Origin of the sequence: Treponema bryantii, from assembly GCF_900111035.1 — a bacterium.
Taxonomy (GTDB): domain Bacteria; phylum Spirochaetota; class Spirochaetia; order Treponematales; family Treponemataceae; genus Treponema_D; species Treponema_D bryantii_C.
Genome location: NZ_FOFU01000002.1, coordinates 116671 through 136487 on the forward strand (window position 1 = coordinate 116671; position 19817 = coordinate 136487).

General features: G+C 39.2%; 11 protein-coding genes. 7 read left to right on the forward strand and 4 right to left on the reverse strand.

Translation table 11 applies throughout. The features are described from left to right. Positions 1-62 precede the first annotated feature (62 nt). Complete coding sequence (locus BMY21_RS03795) at positions 63-3095, forward strand: adenylate/guanylate cyclase domain-containing protein (protein ID WP_074641082.1); 3033 nt, start codon at positions 63-65, stop codon at positions 3093-3095. Between the two features lie 18 nt (positions 3096-3113). Continuing rightward, entirely contained in the window at positions 3114-4310 is a 1197-nt protein-coding gene (urtA, locus tag BMY21_RS03800; protein ID WP_083379671.1) for an urea ABC transporter substrate-binding protein, read from the forward strand. Between the two features lie 14 nt (positions 4311-4324). On the opposite strand, the gene BMY21_RS03805 is transcribed toward urtA, so the two are convergent. Beyond that, on the reverse strand, positions 4325-7201 hold the full coding sequence (locus BMY21_RS03805) for an EAL domain-containing protein (RefSeq protein ID WP_177177710.1): 2877 nt from the start codon (positions 7199-7201) through the stop codon (positions 4325-4327). Positions 7202-7375: 174 nt separating this feature from the next. Between BMY21_RS03805 and BMY21_RS03810 the strand changes: the two genes are divergently transcribed. Beyond that, on the forward strand, positions 7376-8140 hold the full coding sequence (locus BMY21_RS03810) for an HAD family hydrolase (protein ID WP_074641086.1): 765 nt from the start codon (positions 7376-7378) through the stop codon (positions 8138-8140). Next, positions 8137-8583 carry a low molecular weight protein-tyrosine-phosphatase gene (locus tag BMY21_RS03815; RefSeq protein ID WP_074641088.1) on the forward strand — a complete coding sequence of 149 codons (447 nt, stop codon included), beginning with the start codon at positions 8137-8139 and terminating at the stop codon, positions 8581-8583. The genes BMY21_RS03810 and BMY21_RS03815 overlap by 4 nt, the downstream gene beginning before the upstream one ends. On the opposite strand, the gene gltX is transcribed toward BMY21_RS03815, so the two are convergent. The 3 genes from gltX to BMY21_RS03830 all read right to left on the reverse strand — a co-directional run bounded on the left by gltX (position 8578) and on the right by BMY21_RS03830 (position 13274). Further along, on the reverse strand, positions 8578-10149 hold the full coding sequence (gltX, locus tag BMY21_RS03820) for a glutamate--tRNA ligase (RefSeq protein ID WP_074641090.1): 1572 nt from the start codon (positions 10147-10149) through the stop codon (positions 8578-8580). The two genes, BMY21_RS03815 and gltX, sit on opposite strands and share 6 nt — an antisense overlap. An 86-nt stretch (positions 10150-10235) precedes the next feature. Then, entirely contained in the window at positions 10236-11612 is a 1377-nt protein-coding gene (locus BMY21_RS03825; RefSeq protein ID WP_074641092.1) for a sensor domain-containing diguanylate cyclase, read from the reverse strand. Further along, positions 11613-13274, reverse strand: coding sequence for a putative bifunctional diguanylate cyclase/phosphodiesterase (locus tag BMY21_RS03830; protein ID WP_074641094.1), 1662 nt, complete (start codon positions 13272-13274; stop codon positions 11613-11615). Between the two features lie 221 nt (positions 13275-13495). Here BMY21_RS03830 and BMY21_RS03835 point away from each other — a divergent pair, with 221 nt between their 5' ends. The 3 genes from BMY21_RS03835 (at position 13496) to BMY21_RS03845 (ending at position 19789) form a co-directional block, all read left to right on the forward strand. After that, on the forward strand, positions 13496-15382 hold the full coding sequence (locus BMY21_RS03835) for a methyl-accepting chemotaxis protein (protein ID WP_074641096.1): 1887 nt from the start codon (positions 13496-13498) through the stop codon (positions 15380-15382). Positions 15383-15470: 88 nt separating this feature from the next. Continuing rightward, positions 15471-19199, forward strand: a complete 3729-nt coding sequence (gene dnaE / locus BMY21_RS03840; RefSeq protein WP_074641098.1) for a DNA polymerase III subunit alpha — start codon at positions 15471-15473, stop codon at positions 19197-19199. After that, entirely contained in the window at positions 19196-19789 is a 594-nt protein-coding gene (locus BMY21_RS03845) for a YggT family protein (protein WP_074641100.1), read from the forward strand. Before dnaE ends, BMY21_RS03845 begins: the two co-directional genes overlap by 4 nt. Positions 19790-19817: the final 28 nt, after the last annotated feature.

Consider the following 19817-nt stretch of genomic DNA (forward strand, 5'->3'; position numbering starts at 1 on the left):
TAATAAGAATAGTATTTTGAAAAAATTTGCTTTTATATAATTTTGGGCAGATAATATTTATTATGAAAAAGTTAGTTTTTTCTATAATAATTCTAACATTTTCTTTTTCATGTTTCTCACAAAGCAGTTTCTTTGATAATTATGTTTATCAGTCTTGGAGTGAGTTTGGAGGACTTTCGGGGACTACTGCAAATGACATTTATCAGACGAGAGACGGTTATATAGACATAGGAACATACGAAGGACTTGTTAAATTTGACGGAGTTGAGTTCACTACACTGAACCGAATTTCAAACAAAGAATACGATTTTGTTTCTGCGAGAACTATTATACAGGACAGCCGGGGAGATATATGGGTTGGCTCTAATGATGAAGGACTTCACAGAATATCTGATGCGGGCAATAAGACTTATAAAATGGAAAACGGTCTGCCTAATAATTCAGTTCGTGCTCTTTGCGAAGATACCATTGGAAACATCTGGGTTGGAACAGCCAGCGGTGTAGTTTACATTACTCCAGACGGGAAACTTATAAATCCTCAGTTCGGAGCCGGAACCACAGCAAACGGTGTAATCGCATCAAATCTTTTCTGCGATGACCACGGACGAATCTGGCTTACGACCTCTAATGAAAATGGACTCTTCCTCTGTGAAGATGGAGTTTTTAAACCTCGTGAAGAATTCGAAAAATATTCAACCTATTTTGCAACGGCAATTTACCAGGATCATAAAGGAACTTTCTGGGTTGGTCTTGGAGACAAAGGAATTGCCACAATGCGCAACAACAAGGTTACTCTTTTAAAAACAGATACACTGCTTGACCACACGCCAACTTGTACCATTCTTGAAGATGACAACGATGTAATCTGGTTTGGTACAGAGCATGGTCTTGTCGTTTATGCAAATAACAAATTCGAAGAATACAAGGGAGCACCTGAACTTACCGATTCAAATATCAACAGAATCATTCAGGACCGTGAAGACAATATCTGGTTTGCTACAGACCGAAACGGTATTGGAAAAATGACTCACGGTAAATTCATAATGCACCGCCTTGGTAAAACTGTGAACAGTATTGTAGAAGCTCCTGATGGAAAAATCTGGGCAGCAACAGACAAGGGACTACTGTGTTATGAAAATGATGAACCTGTAGAAAACACACTCACGCGATATACAAAAGACCTTCGTGTTCGTCACGTAGAAGCAACCACAGATGGAAAAATTCTTGTCAGCTGTTATACAAAACCTGCTCAACTCATCTATAATGGAAAAACAATTAAAAGCTGGGATTCCGGCAATGGCCTTGCAGGAAATAAAGTCCGCGTTGCAATCGAAACTGATAAGGATGAATACTACGTTGGTACCACAACAGGACTCAGCATCATTCACAAAGATGGCAGTATTGTTTCCCTTAAGCAGAATACCGGAGATCTCGACACAGAATATGTAATGGCAATTTACAAGGATACTCACGGAATTGTCTGGGTTGGCACAGACGGCGGCGGTATCTTTCTGTTGAAAAATGAAAAGGTTTTCTCACACCTCACCTCAGCAGATGGAATTGCAGGAAATGTAATTTTCAAAATCAATCAGGATGCAAATGGAAACTTCTGGGTTTGTACTGGAAGTGGAATTACACGTATAAAAGATTTTGACACTACAAGAATCAGTAGACTTGAATGTAATACTATAAACTCTGAAAACGGAATTGGCACAAACTCAATTTTCCAGATTATGTTTGATGCTTCAAATGATGCATGGATAACAAATAATCATGGTCTTGCATCTCTTTCAATGACAGAAATTGAAGAGCTTTTTGAAGGTAAACGTCAGAGCCTTACGACAAAATATTACAACAGGAATGACGGTCTTGATTCTGACGGAGCAACCTCTACAGCCCGTGCCATCATAGACAGCATGGGCAGACTGTGGATTCCTCTTGTAGATGGAATAGCAGTTTACGATCCTCAGAAAATCCGAAAGAGTACAATACTTCCTCTGGTTCAGATTGAAACAATTACTATTGATTCAGTAACTCATCAAAATACCGGCGAACTCATTGTTCTGAAACCAGGTACAAAGAGAATTGACATTAAATACACAGGAATCAGTTTTGATGCGCCTGAGCGTTTAACCTTCTCTCACATGCTCACTGGCTTTGATAAGGATTATACAATTCCAAGTTCTGAACGCGTTGTTTCTTACACAAACCTTGCTCCAGGAAAACATTCCTTCCTAGTATATGCAATAAACGGAAACGGACTTCAGTCAAATAACGACGAAATGATGTTCTTCTATCAAAAGCCATATATATGGCAGCGTCCTATTTTCTGGGTTGTTCTGTTCTCGTTACTGGCAGGTACAGGAATTGCTTATTTTTTAATTCGCGAACACAGAATCAAAATGGAAAACATCCGGCTTGAAGCTCTTGTTCAGGCGCGTACCGTTGACCTTGAAATCGAAAAGGATAAATCAGATAAACTTTTGCGTTCTATTCTTCCTGATAAAATTGCTGACAAGCTTAAGGAAACAACCGGCGACAAATCTTTTGGTGAAGATTTCGAAAACGTTACACTGCTCTTCTCTGATATTGTCGGATTTACAAAAGTTTCCAGCGGACATAACGCTAAAGAAATTGTAAAGGCACTCAACAATCTGTTTACCCGTTTTGATGAACGTGCAAAAGATATGGGTGTCGAAAAAATCAAAACCATTGGAGATGCTTACATGGCTGCCTGTGGTGTTCCTGAAGCAAATGAAAATCATGCACGAATAATGATTGAGTTTGCAAAGGGCATGCTGAAAGACCTTGCAGAATACAATGAAACCGCAGATATTAAATTCCAGATTCGTATCGGTCTTAACTGCGGCCCTGTAACAGCAGGAGTAATTGGAACTCATAAGTTTATTTATGATGTCTGGGGAAATACAGTAAATGTTGCAAGCCGAATGGAAACAGCAGCAAACCCGGATGGAATAAGAATTACAGAAGATTTGAAAGAACATCTTAGTGATCAAAAGGATTTAAAATTCAGTGAGCCTATTGAATGCCAGGTAAAAGGCAAAGGCAAAATGAAAACTTACGACGTTTTATAGATTTAGGATAGGAGAGATATGAAAAGATATTTTACTCGGGCGGTTATTGTCGCTGCCTCTATTTTGTGTATTTTAACACTCGTTTCCTGCAAGAAACCTAAAAAGAAATATGTTAAGGTTGGTATTCTGCACTCCCTCACAGGTACTATGTCTATAAGTGAAGTTGGAGTTAGAGATGCAGAACTTCTTGCAATAAAAGAATTGAATGAAGCTGGAGGTGTGCTTGGCTGTCAGATAAAAATAGTAGAAGAAGACGGCAAAAGTAATCCCCGCATGTTTGCAGAAAAAGCACGTAAACTTCTTGAGGAAGATAAGGTAGCAACTATCTTTGGCTGCTGGACTTCTGATTCCCGCAAGGCTGTCAAAAAAGTTGTAGAAGAAGATTACGGTCTTCTCTGGTATCCGGTTCAATACGAAGGCTTTGAAGCAAGCCCTAACATCATGTATATGGGAGCTGCTCCAAACCAGCAGGTAGTTCCGGCAATTGATTACTGTATTACAAACATTGGAAAACGAATATATCTTCTTGGAAGCGATTATATTTTCCCTCGTACTGCAAATGCAATAATTAAAGCTCAGCTCAAAAACAATGGCGGAACATGCGTAGGAGAAACTTACGTTCCAATGCATGAAGCAGATTTTTCTCAGGTTATAAAGGAAATCCAGAAGCTAAAGCCAGACGTAATTATAAATACCCTGAATGGAAATTCTAACCAGTCTTTCTTTTCTCAGTTAAAATATTCTGGTATAGATGCTGACACTATTCCTGTAATGAGTTTTTCTGTTTCTGACAGCGAAATAAAATCTATAGGAATTGAAAAACTGAAAGGCCATTATGTTGCCTGGAACTATTTTGAATCAACTGCATCTGCAAAAAACACAAGATTTGTTTCTGCTTACAAAAAAGAGTTCGGTCAGAATAAAGCTGTAGGAGATCCTGAAGAGGCTGCATATATTGCTGTAAATCTCTGGGCTTCTGCCTGCACAAGAGCCGGAACCTTTGACGTTGAACCTGTAAGAATTGCAGCTAAGGGGCTAACCTATATCGCTCCAGAAGGAATGGTAACCCTCGAGGGCTCTAATCAGCACCTGAATAAAATAACCCGTATTGGAAAGATCAATGAAAAAGGTCAGATAGATGAGTTGTATTCTTCCGAAGCACCCGTACGTCCAGATCCTTATCTGAGCACTTATGCGTGGGCCCGCGGATTATAATCTGTAATTACAGTTTATAAATGAACATTTCCTGTAAGAGAGGTTGATCTTTCAACCTCTTCTTTTTTTGCATAGAGATGAGGCTGTCTTGTCGTAACGGTGGTTCCTTTTCCAATTTCGCTCTTAATATCAATTGTTCCGTTCATAAGATATAACAGGGTTTTAGCTATACTCAAACCAAGACCTGCACTCTGAATACTGGCATTAACCTCGTTATCTTCCCGCGCAAAACTTTTGCAGATATAAGGAATAAATTCCGGTGAAATTCCAATTCCAGTATCTTCACAGATAAAAGTTATAATACATTCATTCGGATTTTCAGCCTGTTCCTGTCTGAGTCCAAAACGGATTTTTCCGCCTTCAGGAGTATATTTTATTGCATTCATTAAGATGTTCATTACAACATTTGTTGTATGCATAATATCCTGATAAATATACGGATTAGTAATTTCCGACCAGTATTCTACTTCGATTCCTTTTTCATTTACATCTTTTTCAATAAGGGCATAGGTCTTTTCCATAGCCTTTGTAATATCAATAGGAACCTCATTCAGCTGGATATCACCGTTTTCCATCTGGGCAAGCTCATAAACATTGTTTATAAAGCTGAGCATATGTTCTTCTGATTTTTCAATTTTCTTTATATTTGCAAGAGCCGCAGAGTTGTCTTTCACGCTGTTCTTGATTTCATTTGTGAGACCGACCATTGTCTGCATGTCTTCGAGAATATTGTGTGAGACATTGTACATGAAAATATTTTTTGCGCGGTTTGCATTTGAAGCAAGGTCTGCAGTTCTCTGTAATTCAATTTTTCGGACAAGTTCTGCCTCTGCATCTGCCTTTGCCCTTTCTTCCAGAGTAATATCATTAAGGAATACGTAAAAAATATCACCGTAATTTTTTGTCTTTACAAAACGTCCATAATCCTTTACGTATTTTACAGAACCATCCTTTGCCTTTATCCTATATTCAACATAATCAATATTGTTATGTTCTGTAATTTGCATATCAATGCTTCTCTGCACGCGGGTAAAGTCATCAGGATGAACAATTCCACAGAACGAGTTTCCTACATAATCCCGGAATTCTTCAGCTGTCGAACATCCGTACATGCGGATAAGTTCGTTGTTAAAGGAAATAAGTTCCAGGCCGCCATCTGCATGATAAGAGAAGAATCCTCCAGGAATTCCTTCTGCAACCTCATTCGCAGCCATCAGCATATCTTCGCTAAGAGACGTTCTGGTTTTAGCAAAATCTCTGAGTGTGATATTTCCACAGGAAAGGACTGAAGATTTTTTCAGGTATGCTTCAAATTCTTTTACAGGAAGCGGCTTTGAAAAATAATAGCCCTGTATGTAATCACAGCCAAGTGTTCTTAAAATCTTAAACTGCTCTACAGTTTCGGCACCTTCGGCAATTACAAGAAGCCCCATGCGATGAGCCATTTTAATGATATTTTCAATTACAATTTCATTTTTTACAATATTTCGTACAAAGCTGATATCAAGTTTCAGAACATTCAAAGGAAAAGTGGAGAGAGAGCCAAGAGAAGAATAACCGGCACCAAAATCATCCATCTCAATTACAAAGCCCATTTCCTGAGTTCTCTTAACCTGAGAAATAATAAGATCCGTATTTTCCGAATAAAGAGACTCCGTTACTTCCATGTGAATAAGACTGTGGTCTATATTATATTTTTCAACAATCTGATATTGCTTATCAATACAGCCAGACTCTATAAAATCGCGTCGGGAAACATTAACAGAAATCGGAACCAGAGGAAGTCCATCCTGTTTCCATCTCTGAATATCTTTACAAACCTGTTCAAGAACAAAACAGTCTAGCTTTACAATAAAACCATTTCTTTCAAAAAGCGGAATAAACTGCCCCGGCGACATAAAACCATATTCAGGATGATTCCAGCGAACAAGAGCTTCTGCTCCTGCAATATTCCCACTTATTGTTTCATGCTTCGGCTGATAAAAAACCTGGAACTGACATTCTTCAAGAGCCCGCTCCATTGTTTCTGTAATACGCTGTTCATTCAAAAGCTGACTCTGCAGTTCATCTTCAAAAAAGGCATAGTCTTTTCCATACTTACCTTTAATTCTACTGATTGAAAGGAATGCTCTGTCGCAGCAGATAACAATAGGGATCTCAACATCTATCGGAGTATAAATTCCCATCTTAACTATCTGATGAGGAATTGGTGCTTTATCAAGAATCAGTTTACTTATGCGTGTAAGGCGCTGCATATCAAAATCATGTTCTGATTCAAAGAAAAGAATATACTGGTCTCCACCATAACGGCCAGAAATTCCTTCAGGCAGAGCCTTCATCATTTCTCTTGCAGTAAACGCCAGAAACTCATTACATTTTTCTACGCCATACAAACTGTTAGAAGATTTGAAATTATCAAAATCAAAAGCAATTAAAGAATATTTTTTTTCCGGATTGGCAGCTATAAACTGTTCCGTTTTAAGCAAAAACGCCTTTCTTGTCAAAAGTCCGGTAAGTGCATCTCTCTCAAGTTCATCAATAGCCTTATTTGCTTCTGCAAGTTTTATGGCAGTTTTAAGGCGATTTAAAACACGTCTTTCATCATAAGGCTTTTTCAGAAAATCCAGAACCTCGAGTGTTAATAATTCAGCTTCTAAATCTGAATTTTCTATATCTGTACTAATAAGAATTGGAATCTTTTCGGTCGGAATAAAGCCACGAAGTTTTTTGACAATAGGAGCGGCCAGTCGAATATCAATAATTGCAGAAGCAATATCATAAAGACCGTTTGAAAGAATTTCAAAAACATCTTCAGGTGAAGTATCTATAACTGTGTACTGAGATGAAATAATTTCTTTCAGCAAGGCTATATTTTCAGCATTGCTGTCCACAAGGAGAATTTTAGTTTTTTCAGTGTTGTATTGATTGCTCATCTACAGTCGCACTTAATATATATAATTATACCACAGTTTATAGGCATTACAAATTTAATATTTCTTTCGTAAACAAGAAGTTAAGTCACTTCTGTGCCTTGTCAAAACTGAAAAAATCTTTCATAATTTATTATGGAAAATATATCTATCATCTTGTCCGATCTGGACGGAACTCTTTTTCACGACGATAAATCAATTTCAGATTATTCAAAAGCTATGATTGCAGAAACACAGAAAAAAGGTGTGCTATTCGGCGTATGTACTTCACGTGCCGGAATAAATGCAATTAAATATCTGGACGGACTTTCTCCGGATATTCTCATTACAAATGGCGGTGGCATTGTAACCTGCAGAGAAAAAATTTATTCCTGTGAGTTCTCCGTTGAAGAAATACGTACTCTTATAGACGCAACTTTTAAGGTCTTTGGACCAGATGCAGTTCTTTCTGTAGACAATGAGTTTGGACTCTACTCAAATTCAAAAGAAGAACTTCCTGATAAATTCTGGGAGTACAATGATTTTTCTGATTTCAATGAACCCTGCATGAAACTTTGTATTGAATCTCTGGACAAGGAAAAAATTGAAAAGGTTGTTTCCAGCATTGGTCTGGACAAAATTGATTATCTTCCATTTTCTGATATTCCATGGTATAAACTCAGTAAAAAGGGTGCAACAAAAGAAAAGGCTATAGAAGCACTGTGCAGTCATTTAAAAATATCTCCCGCACAGATTGCAGCCTTTGGCGATGATTATAATGACATCGGAATGCTAAAACTCTGCGGCAAAGGCATTGCCATGAAAAACGCAATTCCAGAAGTTCAGAAAATCGCAGATGAAGTTTGTAAATCAAACGAAGCAGATGGCGTTGCAGACTGGATTAAGGAAAATATTTTATGATTAAGATTTTATTTGTATGTCACGGCAATATCTGCCGCTCACCAATGGCAGAATTTGTTATGAAAGAACTGGTACGCCGCGCCGGCCGCGAGCACGAATTCTTAATTGAATCAGCCGCTACCAGTCGTGAAGAAATTGGAAACGATATACACTACGGAACCCGGACAAAACTCCGCGAAATGGGTATTCCATTCAGCCGCCGTGCTGCCCGTCAGATTACAAATGCTGATTATGATGAGTTTGATTATCTTGTCGCAATGGACGACGAAAACGAATATTACATGAACCGCTGGTGGGCTCCAGACACTGACCATAAAATAGTACGGCTCTTATCCTTTGCAGGTAAGAGCCGTGACATTGCAGATCCATGGTATACAGGCAACTTTGACCAGACTTATGAAGATATTCTGGAAGGCTGCACTGCATTCCTGGAAAAATTATAATGTAGCAATAGCTTTCTCAATTCTGGCAAGAGACTTCTCTTCGCCAAGAACTAAGATAGAACCGATGAGCGGTGGTGAAACACGGCTTCCGGTTACAGCCATTCGGATTGGCATCATAAAGTCGCCAAGTTTAATTCCAAGAGCTTCTGCCTTAGACTTAGCAAGAGCTTCTGCACCTTCGTGGTCGAGGCTGAAGCACTGGTGAACAAAGTCTTTAGCTGCTTCAAGAACTTCCTTAGTCTTTGCTGCATCAATCTTCTTTGGAACAAGCTGTTCTACTGGAGGAACTGCAGGTTCTGTAAACATAAAGTGAACCATTTCTGCTGCTTCTGTAAGGAACTTAAGACGTTCCTGGATAAGAGGCATAAGTCCCATCAATGTCTTTTCAACATCTTCTGAACTCATGTTCATACTCTTGTCTACGCAGTAAGGCTTTCCGTCTTCGCCAAGAGCAACGCCAGAGAACTCTGGACCAACATTTGGTTTTGGCTGTGGGTTCTCAGGATTGATTTCGAGAGTTGCATCGCCAGTACCTGTAATAAATGGAAGAGTCCATTTGTACAGTTCTTCTGTTGAGAGCTGGCGGATATAGTTAGCGTTGAAATATTCAAGCTTCTTGTAGTCGAATACAGCCGGTGCCTTATTGAGGTGCTCAAGCTTAAATGCCTTTGCAAGTTCTTCCATTGTATAGAATTCTTTTCCTTCTTCGTAAGAACAACCGAGCATAGCAACGTAATTTACGATAGCCTGTGGAAGATAACCGCGGGCACGGAACTCGTTCAAAGATGTAGAACCGTGGCGCTTAGAAAGTTTCTTTCCATCTGAACCGTTTACCATTGGAAGGTGACAGAACTCAGGATGCTCCCAGCCGAAAGCGCGGTACATCTGAACATGCAGTGGAGTAGAAGGAATCCATTCCTGAGCGCGCATTACGTGGCTGATTTTCATAAAGTGGTCATCAACAATATTTGCAAGGTGATATGTTGGGAAACCATCAGACTTAAGCAAAACTGGATCTGGAGAAATATCTTCGTTCTTCCAAACGATATCGCCGAGAAGGTGGTCAGAGAATTTTGTTTCTCCTTCCATTGGAACCTTAAGACGGATTACGTATGGCTTACCTGCATCGAGATTAGCCTTTACTTCTTCCGGAGTAAGGTGACGGCAGTTGCGGTCATAACCTGGAGCCATCTTATTTTCTGTCTGAATCTTGCGGATACGGTCGAGGCGTTCTGCATCACAGAAACAGTAGTAAGCCTCTCCCTTTTCTACGAGTTCATAAGCATATTTCTTGTAAAGCTCAAAGCGTTCGCTCTGAACGTAAGGACCGTATTCGCCGCCTTTTGAACCGCCTTCATCCCAGTCGATTCCAAGCCATGCCATTGTATCGTAAAGATTTTGAACATATTTTTCATCGTAGCGTGTACGGTCTGTATCTTCGAGACGAAGGATAAATTTTCCGTTTTGTGAACGTGCAAAAAGATAATTAAAAAGTGCAGTGCGAACACCACCAATGTGCTGCATTCCAGTTGGGGAAGGTGCGTAACGAACTCTTACTTCACTCATAAAAAACCTCGTTATTTCAAAAAATCAATAATATAGAAAGTAATGATTGATTATAATGATTTTGAAGAGTTGTCTCAATAGATATGCTATCGGTGGCGGCGGTCGTGCTTCTTATAATAGGCAGCTTTATCTGAATACATTTGTTCATCTGCACGGCGGAAAACCGACTGCACATCTGAATCTTTTCCAGAAGCATAAATTGCATATCCTTTTGAAATGGCAAGAGGAGCTTCTGAATTAAACTCTGTATTTTTTTCATTTGTTTCTGCAACTGCAGAATCTATAGCCTTAAAAATTTCATCTAATTTTTTATCATCAGATATATCTAATACAGCTGCAAATTCATCTCCACCTATTCTGTAAAGGTTTTCTGAACCAACGAAGTCTTTTAAAATATCAGAAGCTGTAATAATCAGCATATCACCATAGTCATGGCCAAAACTGTCATTTGCAGGCTTAAGTCCGTTAATGTCAAAAACAGCAATAGAAAAATCAAGTTCTCTTTCTGCCAGCTGTGCATCAAGTTCTTTAATAATCTCTACATAAGCGTTTCGATTTGCAGCTCCAGTGAGAGCATCTGTATAAGCCATTTTATGAGCATCATCAATATACTGCTGAAGTTCGTTCCGTACATATTTCAAACAATTATACAGTTCCTCAAATTCATCTCGTTTTAAAGACTGAGAATCCTCCTCATACAGCTTGTAAGAATCATTATATTCAAAAGAATCAGAACGACGACCGGAAGCTATTTTTAATGCATGAGCAAGCTCATCAACTTCTTCAGTAAGCAGATTCATCTCTATATTGATAAATGATAACCGTCTGTGTAATTTACTGATTACAAGAAATACAATAATGCCACCGGCTAGCAGCGAAACAATACAAATAATCAGAACTGTTATAATATGTTCCCTTAGCCGTTTTTCATACCAGTCTGCATCAGCATCAACGGCAATTATTCCACCAACCTTTCCTTTGGAATTAAAAACCGGAACGTAAGCACTATAGAATCGTCCCCATTTATCTTCATACGGTTCTTTATCAAAAGCCGCAATTCCAAGACTTGCAGAATAAAGAGCATCTGTATAAACAATCGGCTCACCAAATTCACCCGGGTCAACAGGAGCAGGATCAATAGTAAACGAAAACTGTTTATTTCCCATATCCCGGATTCCATAAATATAATCAAGTTTAAAGTTATCCTGAAAGGCGCGTAGAATTCCCAGTGAATACTGATACTCAGGAGTATCTTCATCTTCTTTCTGAAGTTTTTCAAGCACGTCACCATCAAGGAGAGACGCTGCACTATTCAAAATATCCAGCATACGCCCCTGCATCTGTTGGCGTAAATCATTACGTGACTGAAGAATTAAAATTGTTCCAAGCGCGCCGTTAACAACCAGTAATAAAATAGAGATAACTAAAACTGATAGTTTTGAGAAACTGGCTCTGGATTTCATTTATTTTGTATCCTTACACAAGCTGACAGCAGAATCAAAATCCAGAGGTTTACCCCATACAAAGCCCTGAATAAAATCACACTTGTGCTCTTTCAGAATTTCAAGTTGGTTTTCATTTTCAACACCTTCTGAAATAACTTCGCAATTCATGATATGGCCCATATAAATTACAGAATCAACCATGTCACACATAACAGGATCTGTTTCAATATTATCAATAAGGCTCTTATCAATTTTCAAAAGAGTTACAGGCAGCTTCATAAGCTGAGCAATTGAAGTATAACCGGTTCCAAAATCATCAAGGGCAATCTGAACTCCAAGACTCTTAAGCGACAGGATATTTTCTACCGTAGTCTCCATAGATTCTGCAAAAGAATATTCAGTAATTTCAATTTCAAGATTTTCTGGAGGGAACTGAATTTCATCAATAATCTGTTTAAGTTTCTGTGCAAAATTTTCTGTTCCAATATTCTTTGCCGAAACATTTATTGAAAGAACAAAATCTTTTTTTTCATTTACAACAACAGGCTTAAACTCTGTCATAGCACGGCGCAAAACATAATCATCAATAGAAGTGATTAGATTTGTTTTTTCCGCAGCAGGAATAAAATTTGCAGGACTAATTATTGAACCGTCCGGCTTTTTACAACGAATAAGAGTTTCAAAACCACGGAGTTTCTTTTCATTTGTAGTAAACTGCGGCTGATATACAAGGTAGAAATAATTATTCTGCATTGCATCTTTTATAAGAAACTCTGCTTCTTTCTGTTCAAAATCCTGTTTCTTTAATGAATCAGAAAAAAGACACATTTTTTGATTCTGTAACTTGCGGGCCTCCATCAGCGCAATTTCTGCATCACGCATAACAGAAGCAGAATCCTTGTAATTATCATTTGAACCAATATGAACAATACCTGCTGCAAGAGAAACAATACAACTGTTTTTTACAAGCAGATCTTCACCTTCTTTTGGAGGAAGCATCATGACTTCAGAACGGATTACATTTTTGAGTTTTTCTTCCGGTACAGTTTTTTCATTCAGCAGCATTGCAAAAAGACCGCCGGTAATTCTGAAAAGCATTTCGTTCTCACCAAGCTTACCTTTCAGTTTTTTAGCAGTATCAACTAAAATAAAATCTGCGGCACGAATTCCATATACATCATTTATATTCTTAAAATCTTCTATCTCAATACATGCAAGATAAAAAGTTTGTTTTACGCTGAGTCTTTCATTTACTTCTTTCACATAATAACGTCTGTTTGGTAAGCCTGTAATAAAATCTGTAAGGCTGTTCATAGATGATCTTTTATAGAAGGAATAAATGATGATTATTGAAACAAGAGAAACAATATTAGATACAATTCCAGGAAGTGGTGCCAGAGAATGAACGGTAAAAATAGGAATCAGGGCAAGAGCAATCGATATGCCCATTATTGTAAAAGCAATTTTGCTGCCCTTCTTAAAATCTATAAATACCATTATGATACAGCACAAAGCATTAACGGCAGCAATAATACCCTGTAAAGAGACAATCGGAATTGTAAAACTTCCCATCGTCAGAATTCCGGAGTTTCCATTTGTAGTAGCTGAAATACAATAGATACAGAATATTGATAGTGTTGTAAACAAGGCTAAAAGAAGAGATTTTTTATAGTAAAACACTCAAATATCCTCCAGAATACCTGACGTAATAAATTCTCTCCCCCCATCCTTAAATCACAAGTTTACGTCTGAACTTTTCGATATAACATAATTTTATCATGAGCCATTTATATCTGCAAGAAAAAAGGCTGGTCAAAATAATTCTTAACTTATTTTGAATCATGCCGTATAATATAAAGGATTATTGTTAATAAAAATTTTAACAAAAAACAGGAGATTTTATGAGCTCAAAAAAAACTTACGCTAATGGCATCTATGTTCCGTGGTACGGATATTTAATGATTTTCCTTCTATATGCTACACCATTTATGGTAATGACACCAGTTGCTTTAATTACTGGTTTGTTCAGCATGGATGACTTTGGACTTGTTTTCGGAGCTCCAATAATCAACTTAATGGTTGCACTTGTCGTAATTGCAGGTGCATGTATGACATTTCTGTTGCGCTATATAATCATGAAAGCACAGCTTACTCCAGAAGGAATTAAAAAGTTCAATAAACAGCTTAAACTTGTAGACCTTTTTAATATTGTAATACCAGTTGGTTCCATGATTCTTATTGGACAGGTTATGGGTATCTATGTACGAAATCATGGCATACATCTTTCTGCATTTAATGGTGGAGAGCCAGGAATCTTCCTTAGTCTTTTGATGCTTGGTTCTCTTTTTGATGTAAGTCTTTTGTTCTATATTCTTCATATTCGTATTATTGAACCAAAACTCTATGTTATTCCTTTTAATAGCAAAGAGCTCCCTCTCAATATCATCCAGAGAAACGTTCTTACACTTACATTTGCACTTCTTGGTTGTGTATTCCTGATTATATCTGTTCTTACCCCTGCAAACCTCGCAGCAGGTCCTTCAGTTGTTTACAAACGAATCCTACCAATTCTGATTTATAGCGTTGCTTACTTTACTGTAGCTACATTACTTCTTGTTGCAGATATTATTCATTGTCTTAAGCAGATTGCAGCCATTACCTCAGCACTCTCTCAGAAAGATTATACTGTTGCAGATGGTAGACCAACACATCGTAGTGAACTTGGTATCATTATTCAGGGAATCAATGCATTTAAAGACCAGGCTAGAGATATGCTTCGCGAAATCGATGTTTCAACAAGAAAGACTTCAAATCAGTCTGATGACCTTGTTCACAACATGGACCTTACAAAAGAAAACGTTGCAAATATTGTTGAATCACTTTCAAGCATGAAGCAGGAAATTGAAAACCAGTCTGCTGGTGTAGAAGAATCTAACTCTTCTATCGAACAGATTATGGGTAATATTCGTGCCCTTAACAATTCTATTGAATCTCAGGCTGCAGGCGTTACACAGTCTTCTGCCGCTGTAGAAGAGATGGTTGCTAATATTGCAAGTGTTTCTCAGATTCTTGAAAAGAACAATGTTGTAGTAAACTCTCTTACTGATGCAGCTGATAAAGGTCAGCAGCAGGTTAAGACAGCCGTTAAAACTGCAGATGCTGTACTCCAGCAGTCAGCAGGTATTCTCCAGGCTTCAAGTATCATTCAGAGCATTGCCAGCCGTACAAACCTCCTTGCTATGAATGCCGCTATTGAGTCTGCTCATGCCGGTGAAGCTGGTAAGGGATTCGCAGTAGTTGCTGAAGAAATCCGAAAACTTGCTGAACAGTCTGGAGATCAGAGTAAAGCTATCGACGAAAACCTCCGCTCTCTTTCTGAAGCTATTGCCGGAATTACAACTGATATCAATCACGTACAGGCAGCATTCGAAAATATTTATGAGCTTTCTCAGAAGGTTCGTGAACAGGAAACTGTTATTGCCAACGCAATGGATGAACAGACTGCAGGTAACCAGCAGGTTCTCGAAGCAATGCGCGCTATCAGTGACACAACTGTAGAAGTAAAGAATGGATCTGCAGAAATGCTCGTTGGTGGTGAACAGGTTATCAAGGAAATGCAGAATCTTTCAGAAGTAACAAGAATTATTTCTGATAACATGAATCAGATCAATGACTTCTCTCAGCAGATTTCTGATGCTATTGCAATTACAACAGCTTCTACAAACAGCACTCAGGAAAATCTCAAGGGACTTATGAAAGAGCTGGATATGTTTAAGCTCGGTAAATAAGACTCGCCTTTATTAAGAAAAACACGGCAGCGCGCCGTGTTTTTTTTTGTCTTTTATGTTATACTAAAATCTCCGGGAGCATTAAAAAATGGCTGATTATCATGAATTTCCGGCTGCCCCAGAAGGTACGCCAGTTTCAAATTTCGTACATCTTCATGTACACTCTGACTATTCTCTCTTGGACAGTTGTGCCACACTCGACAAGCTTGTTGCAAAGGCAAAAAGTCTTAACATGCCTGCCCTTGCCCTCACCGATCACGGAAACATGTTCGGTGCGCTCAACTTTGAAAAGCTCTGCCATGTAAACGGAATCAACCCGATTGTAGGTGAAGAATTTTATGTTGCCTACGGAAGCCATTATGAAAAAGAAGATGTTCCTTACAGCCATAAAGGAGAAGAAGGAGACCGTCACGCACACTACTTCCACCTTATTCTTCTCTGCGAAAATCAGAAGGGCTATGAAAATATGTGCTGGCTTTCCAGCCGCGCCTTTTGTGATGAAAATGCACTTTATTATGGTAAACCACGTATAGATTTTGAACTTCTTGAACAGTATCACGAAGGAATTATCTGCTGCTCTGCATGTATTCAGGGAGAACTTCCTCAAATGCTTCTTGCAGGAATGGACGCAGAAGCAGAAGAACTTGCCCTTAAGTATAAAAATCTATTTGGTCCTGATCATTATTATATCGAACTTCAGGACCACGGAATTCCTGAGCAGAAGGTTGTTGCAGAAAAACTGATTGCACTTGCTCACAAACTCGACATTCCACTCGTTGTAACAAACGATATTCACTATGTAGAAAAAGAAGATGCCATTGCTCAGGATGCATTGCGCTGTATCGGCTTTAAAAATCTGCTTCATGAAAAGCATGCCAAAATGGGCGGCGACATGGATCTGGACAACTGGTATTTCAAAACCGAAGCTGAAATGCGCGCCCTGTTCCCGCAGTGTCCTGAAGCTTACGATAACACAATCAAGATTGCCAACATGTGTAATCTTACAATCAAACAGTATTCAACTCCTGAACTCAAGGAATGTTTGCCGCGCTTCGAACTCCCTGCCGAGTTCCGAACCCACGGCGACGACTATCAGAGCGACCAGAACGACTATGTAAAATATCTTGTAGAAGAAGGACTTAAAAAACGCTACAAGGAAATTACACCGGAAATCCGCGAACGTGCCGACTACGAAATGAACACCATCTTTACAATGGGATTCTCCGGCTACTTCCTTATCGTATGGGAATTCATCAACTGGTCTAAATCAACTTATGACAATGTAAACAAAAGGCCAAAGCCATATATCCCGATTGGTCCGGGACGAGGTTCGGGTGCGGGTTCTCTTGTAGCCTACGCCATGACCATTACAGATATCGACCCATTCAGATATGGTTTGATTTTTGAGCGATTCTTAAACCCAGAACGTGTTTCCATGCCGGATTTCGACGTCGACATGGACTTCGACTATCGCCAGGATATCATCCAGCATACCCGCGACCTTTACGGTGACGCAAACGTAGGACACATTGTAACCTTTGGTACCCTTAAACCTAAGAACTGTATTGCCGATGTTGGCCGTATTTTGAATATTCCACTGTCAGAAGTAAACGAACTCAAAAAATGTATTCCTGATAATCCTAAAGCAAAACTCAAGGATGCATTCAGTGAGCCTACAGAAAAAATGCCAGATGGCGGTCAGCTGATAAAATACAAAGATGACCCGCGCTATCAGGAACTTTTTGATCTTGCATTCCGTCTTGAAGGTGTAAAGCGAAACACTGGTCTTCATGCATCAGGAATGGTAATTGGTCTTACTCCGCTTCCAGACTGGGCTCCTGTATTTAAGGATCCTAAAACAGGTGAAGTTGGTGTTCAGTATACAATGGATATTATTGAGCCTTGTGGGCTCGTAAAGTTCGACTACCTTGGACTCAAAACCCTCTCGCTTATCCGATATGCAGAAGCAATCATAAATAAACACCGTCCGGAAGGAACTCCGGAATTCATTACCGCCAACGTAAGTGAAACCGACGAGCAGACCTTTGACCTTTTTGACCGCGGAGACTCAGTTGCAGTATTCCAGTTTGAATCTCCTGGTATGCAGAAGATTCTCCGTGAATGTAAACCTCGCTGTATCGAAGAGCTTGTAGCGTTGAACGCGCTTTTCCGCCCGGGTCCACTTGCCTACATTCCAAAATATATTGAAGGAAAATGGCATCCAGAGAAAATTGAATATCCAGACCCTTCTCTTGAAGATCTTCTGAAAGAAACCTACGGTATCATGGTTTATCAGGAACAGGTAATGAAGGTAGCCCAGATTATTTCAGGCTTCTCTCTTGGTGGTGCCGATATGCTGCGACGTGCCATGGGTAAGAAAAAACTCGACGTTCTTATGAAAAAGAAGGAAGAGTTTATTGCCGGTGCCGTTAAAAACGGACACACAGAAGAACACGCCGGCGACATCTTTGAAATCATGATTCCGTTTGCGGGCTACGGATTTAACAAGTCTCACGCTGCCGCTTACTCGGTTCTTGCTTACCGCACAGGCTGGCTCAAAGCGCATTACCCTGCCGAGTTCATGGCAGCGAACCTTACAAACGAAATCACATCTACAGATGGTCTTCCGTTCTACATTGAAGAAGCGCGCAAGATGGGAGTTGCAGTAGATGCTCCGGACGTAAACCGCTCTGATATTATCTTTGACGTTGTAGACGGCCGCATTGTCTTTGGTCTTAAAGGAATCAAGGGAATGGGAGAAGGAGCCGCTGCTGCAATCGTAAAGGAACGCGAAACAAACGGTCCATACAAGAGCTTTATGGACTTTATTATGCGTGTATGTGGTCTTGTTGAAAAGGATGAAGACGGACGCGAAAAAACTCTTGTAAATAAAAAGGCAATAGAAGTTCTCATAAAAACCGGAGCTTTTGACCATCTGAAAGAAAAAGATGGAACCGTCTTAAACCGCCCTACACTTCTGGCAAATATGGATGCCGTTCTTGATTATGTTTCATCTTATCTTGAGGATCAGAGAAAAGGCCAGGGCGATTTATTTGGTGAACTTGAAGAAGAAGAAAAAAACTTTGCAGATTTCCAGTTTAAGAAGATTGCAGATATTCCAAATATGGAACTTCTTAATATGGAAAAAGAATGTATCGGTTGTTATGTAAGCGGACATCCTTTGGACAGCTACCGCAAGGCAATTGACAGAGCCGTTACCGTAAGGGCAAGCAACATCAACAGAATTGCAGAAGAAAGCAAGGCAGAAAAGGCAGCCCTTGAAGCAAGCGGTGCAAGAGCATGGCAGATGCGTGATGCCGGAAAATCATATGTTGCACTTGGCATGCTTACAGGAATCCATCAGATTACTACCAAAAAAGGTGCTCAGATGGCCTTTGCTAAACTGAATGATATGGACGGCCAGATTGATTTAACCTTCTTCCCAAAAACATGGGAGACAATGCGCGGTCAGATTGAAGATGGCAGTGTTTATGCCTTCCGTGGAAAAGTTGATGGCAGCCGCGATACACCGTCTCTTATCGTAGATGCAATTGAAGACGTTGAAAAGATGGAAGAGCATTCTGCACAGTCCGTACATATCAAAATAGACTCAAATTTCACTTCTGAATCAGCAATTTCGCAATTACGTGATTTTTTATTTGATAAAATGGGTAAATGCTCAGTATATTTTCATATAGACACGGGAAATAATCCTTATGTCGTAAAGGCAAATGACCAGATTTCCGTAAGCGCCGATGACACAACAATTAAGGCACTTAAGGAAATCAATTTCGTACGGGAGGTTTGGACAGAGTGATTCAAACAATTTTAACTATTTTAGCCGGAGTTCTTTCTATTTATACACTTTTATGTTTTGTATATATTCTGATGTCCTGGTTCCCAGGTGCAAGGTTTACAAAATTCGGACATGTAATGACTGCAATCTGTGAACCTTATATGGGACTTTTCAGAAAATTGGGATTTCTGAGAATAGGAAGCATTGATTTTTCTCCTATTGTATCTATTGGAATTCTTTCTCTTGCTTCTGCAATTCTTGCTGGAATTCAGCGTACTGGCAGAATCTTCTTTGGTGGAATTCTTGGAACAATTTTGAGCTCTCTATGGGGAATTGCTTCTTCAATCATAGGAATTTTTACACTTTTGATTCTTATCCGCTGGATAGTTCTTCTTATCAATAAGGGAAGAACCTCTTATGACTCTGGCTGGAATCAGGTTGATATGATTTTGAATAAGATGTCATACAAAATCGCCGGAACATTTTCAAAAAAGAATATGAGCTACCAGACTTCACTTTTATTGTCATGGATTATCCTTCTGGTAACTCTTGGCGTTGGACATTTCCTTATTCTGATTCTTGTGAACCTCTGTTATAGAATGCCTTTCTAATTTTCTGAAGTTCTTTTGATTTACTGTG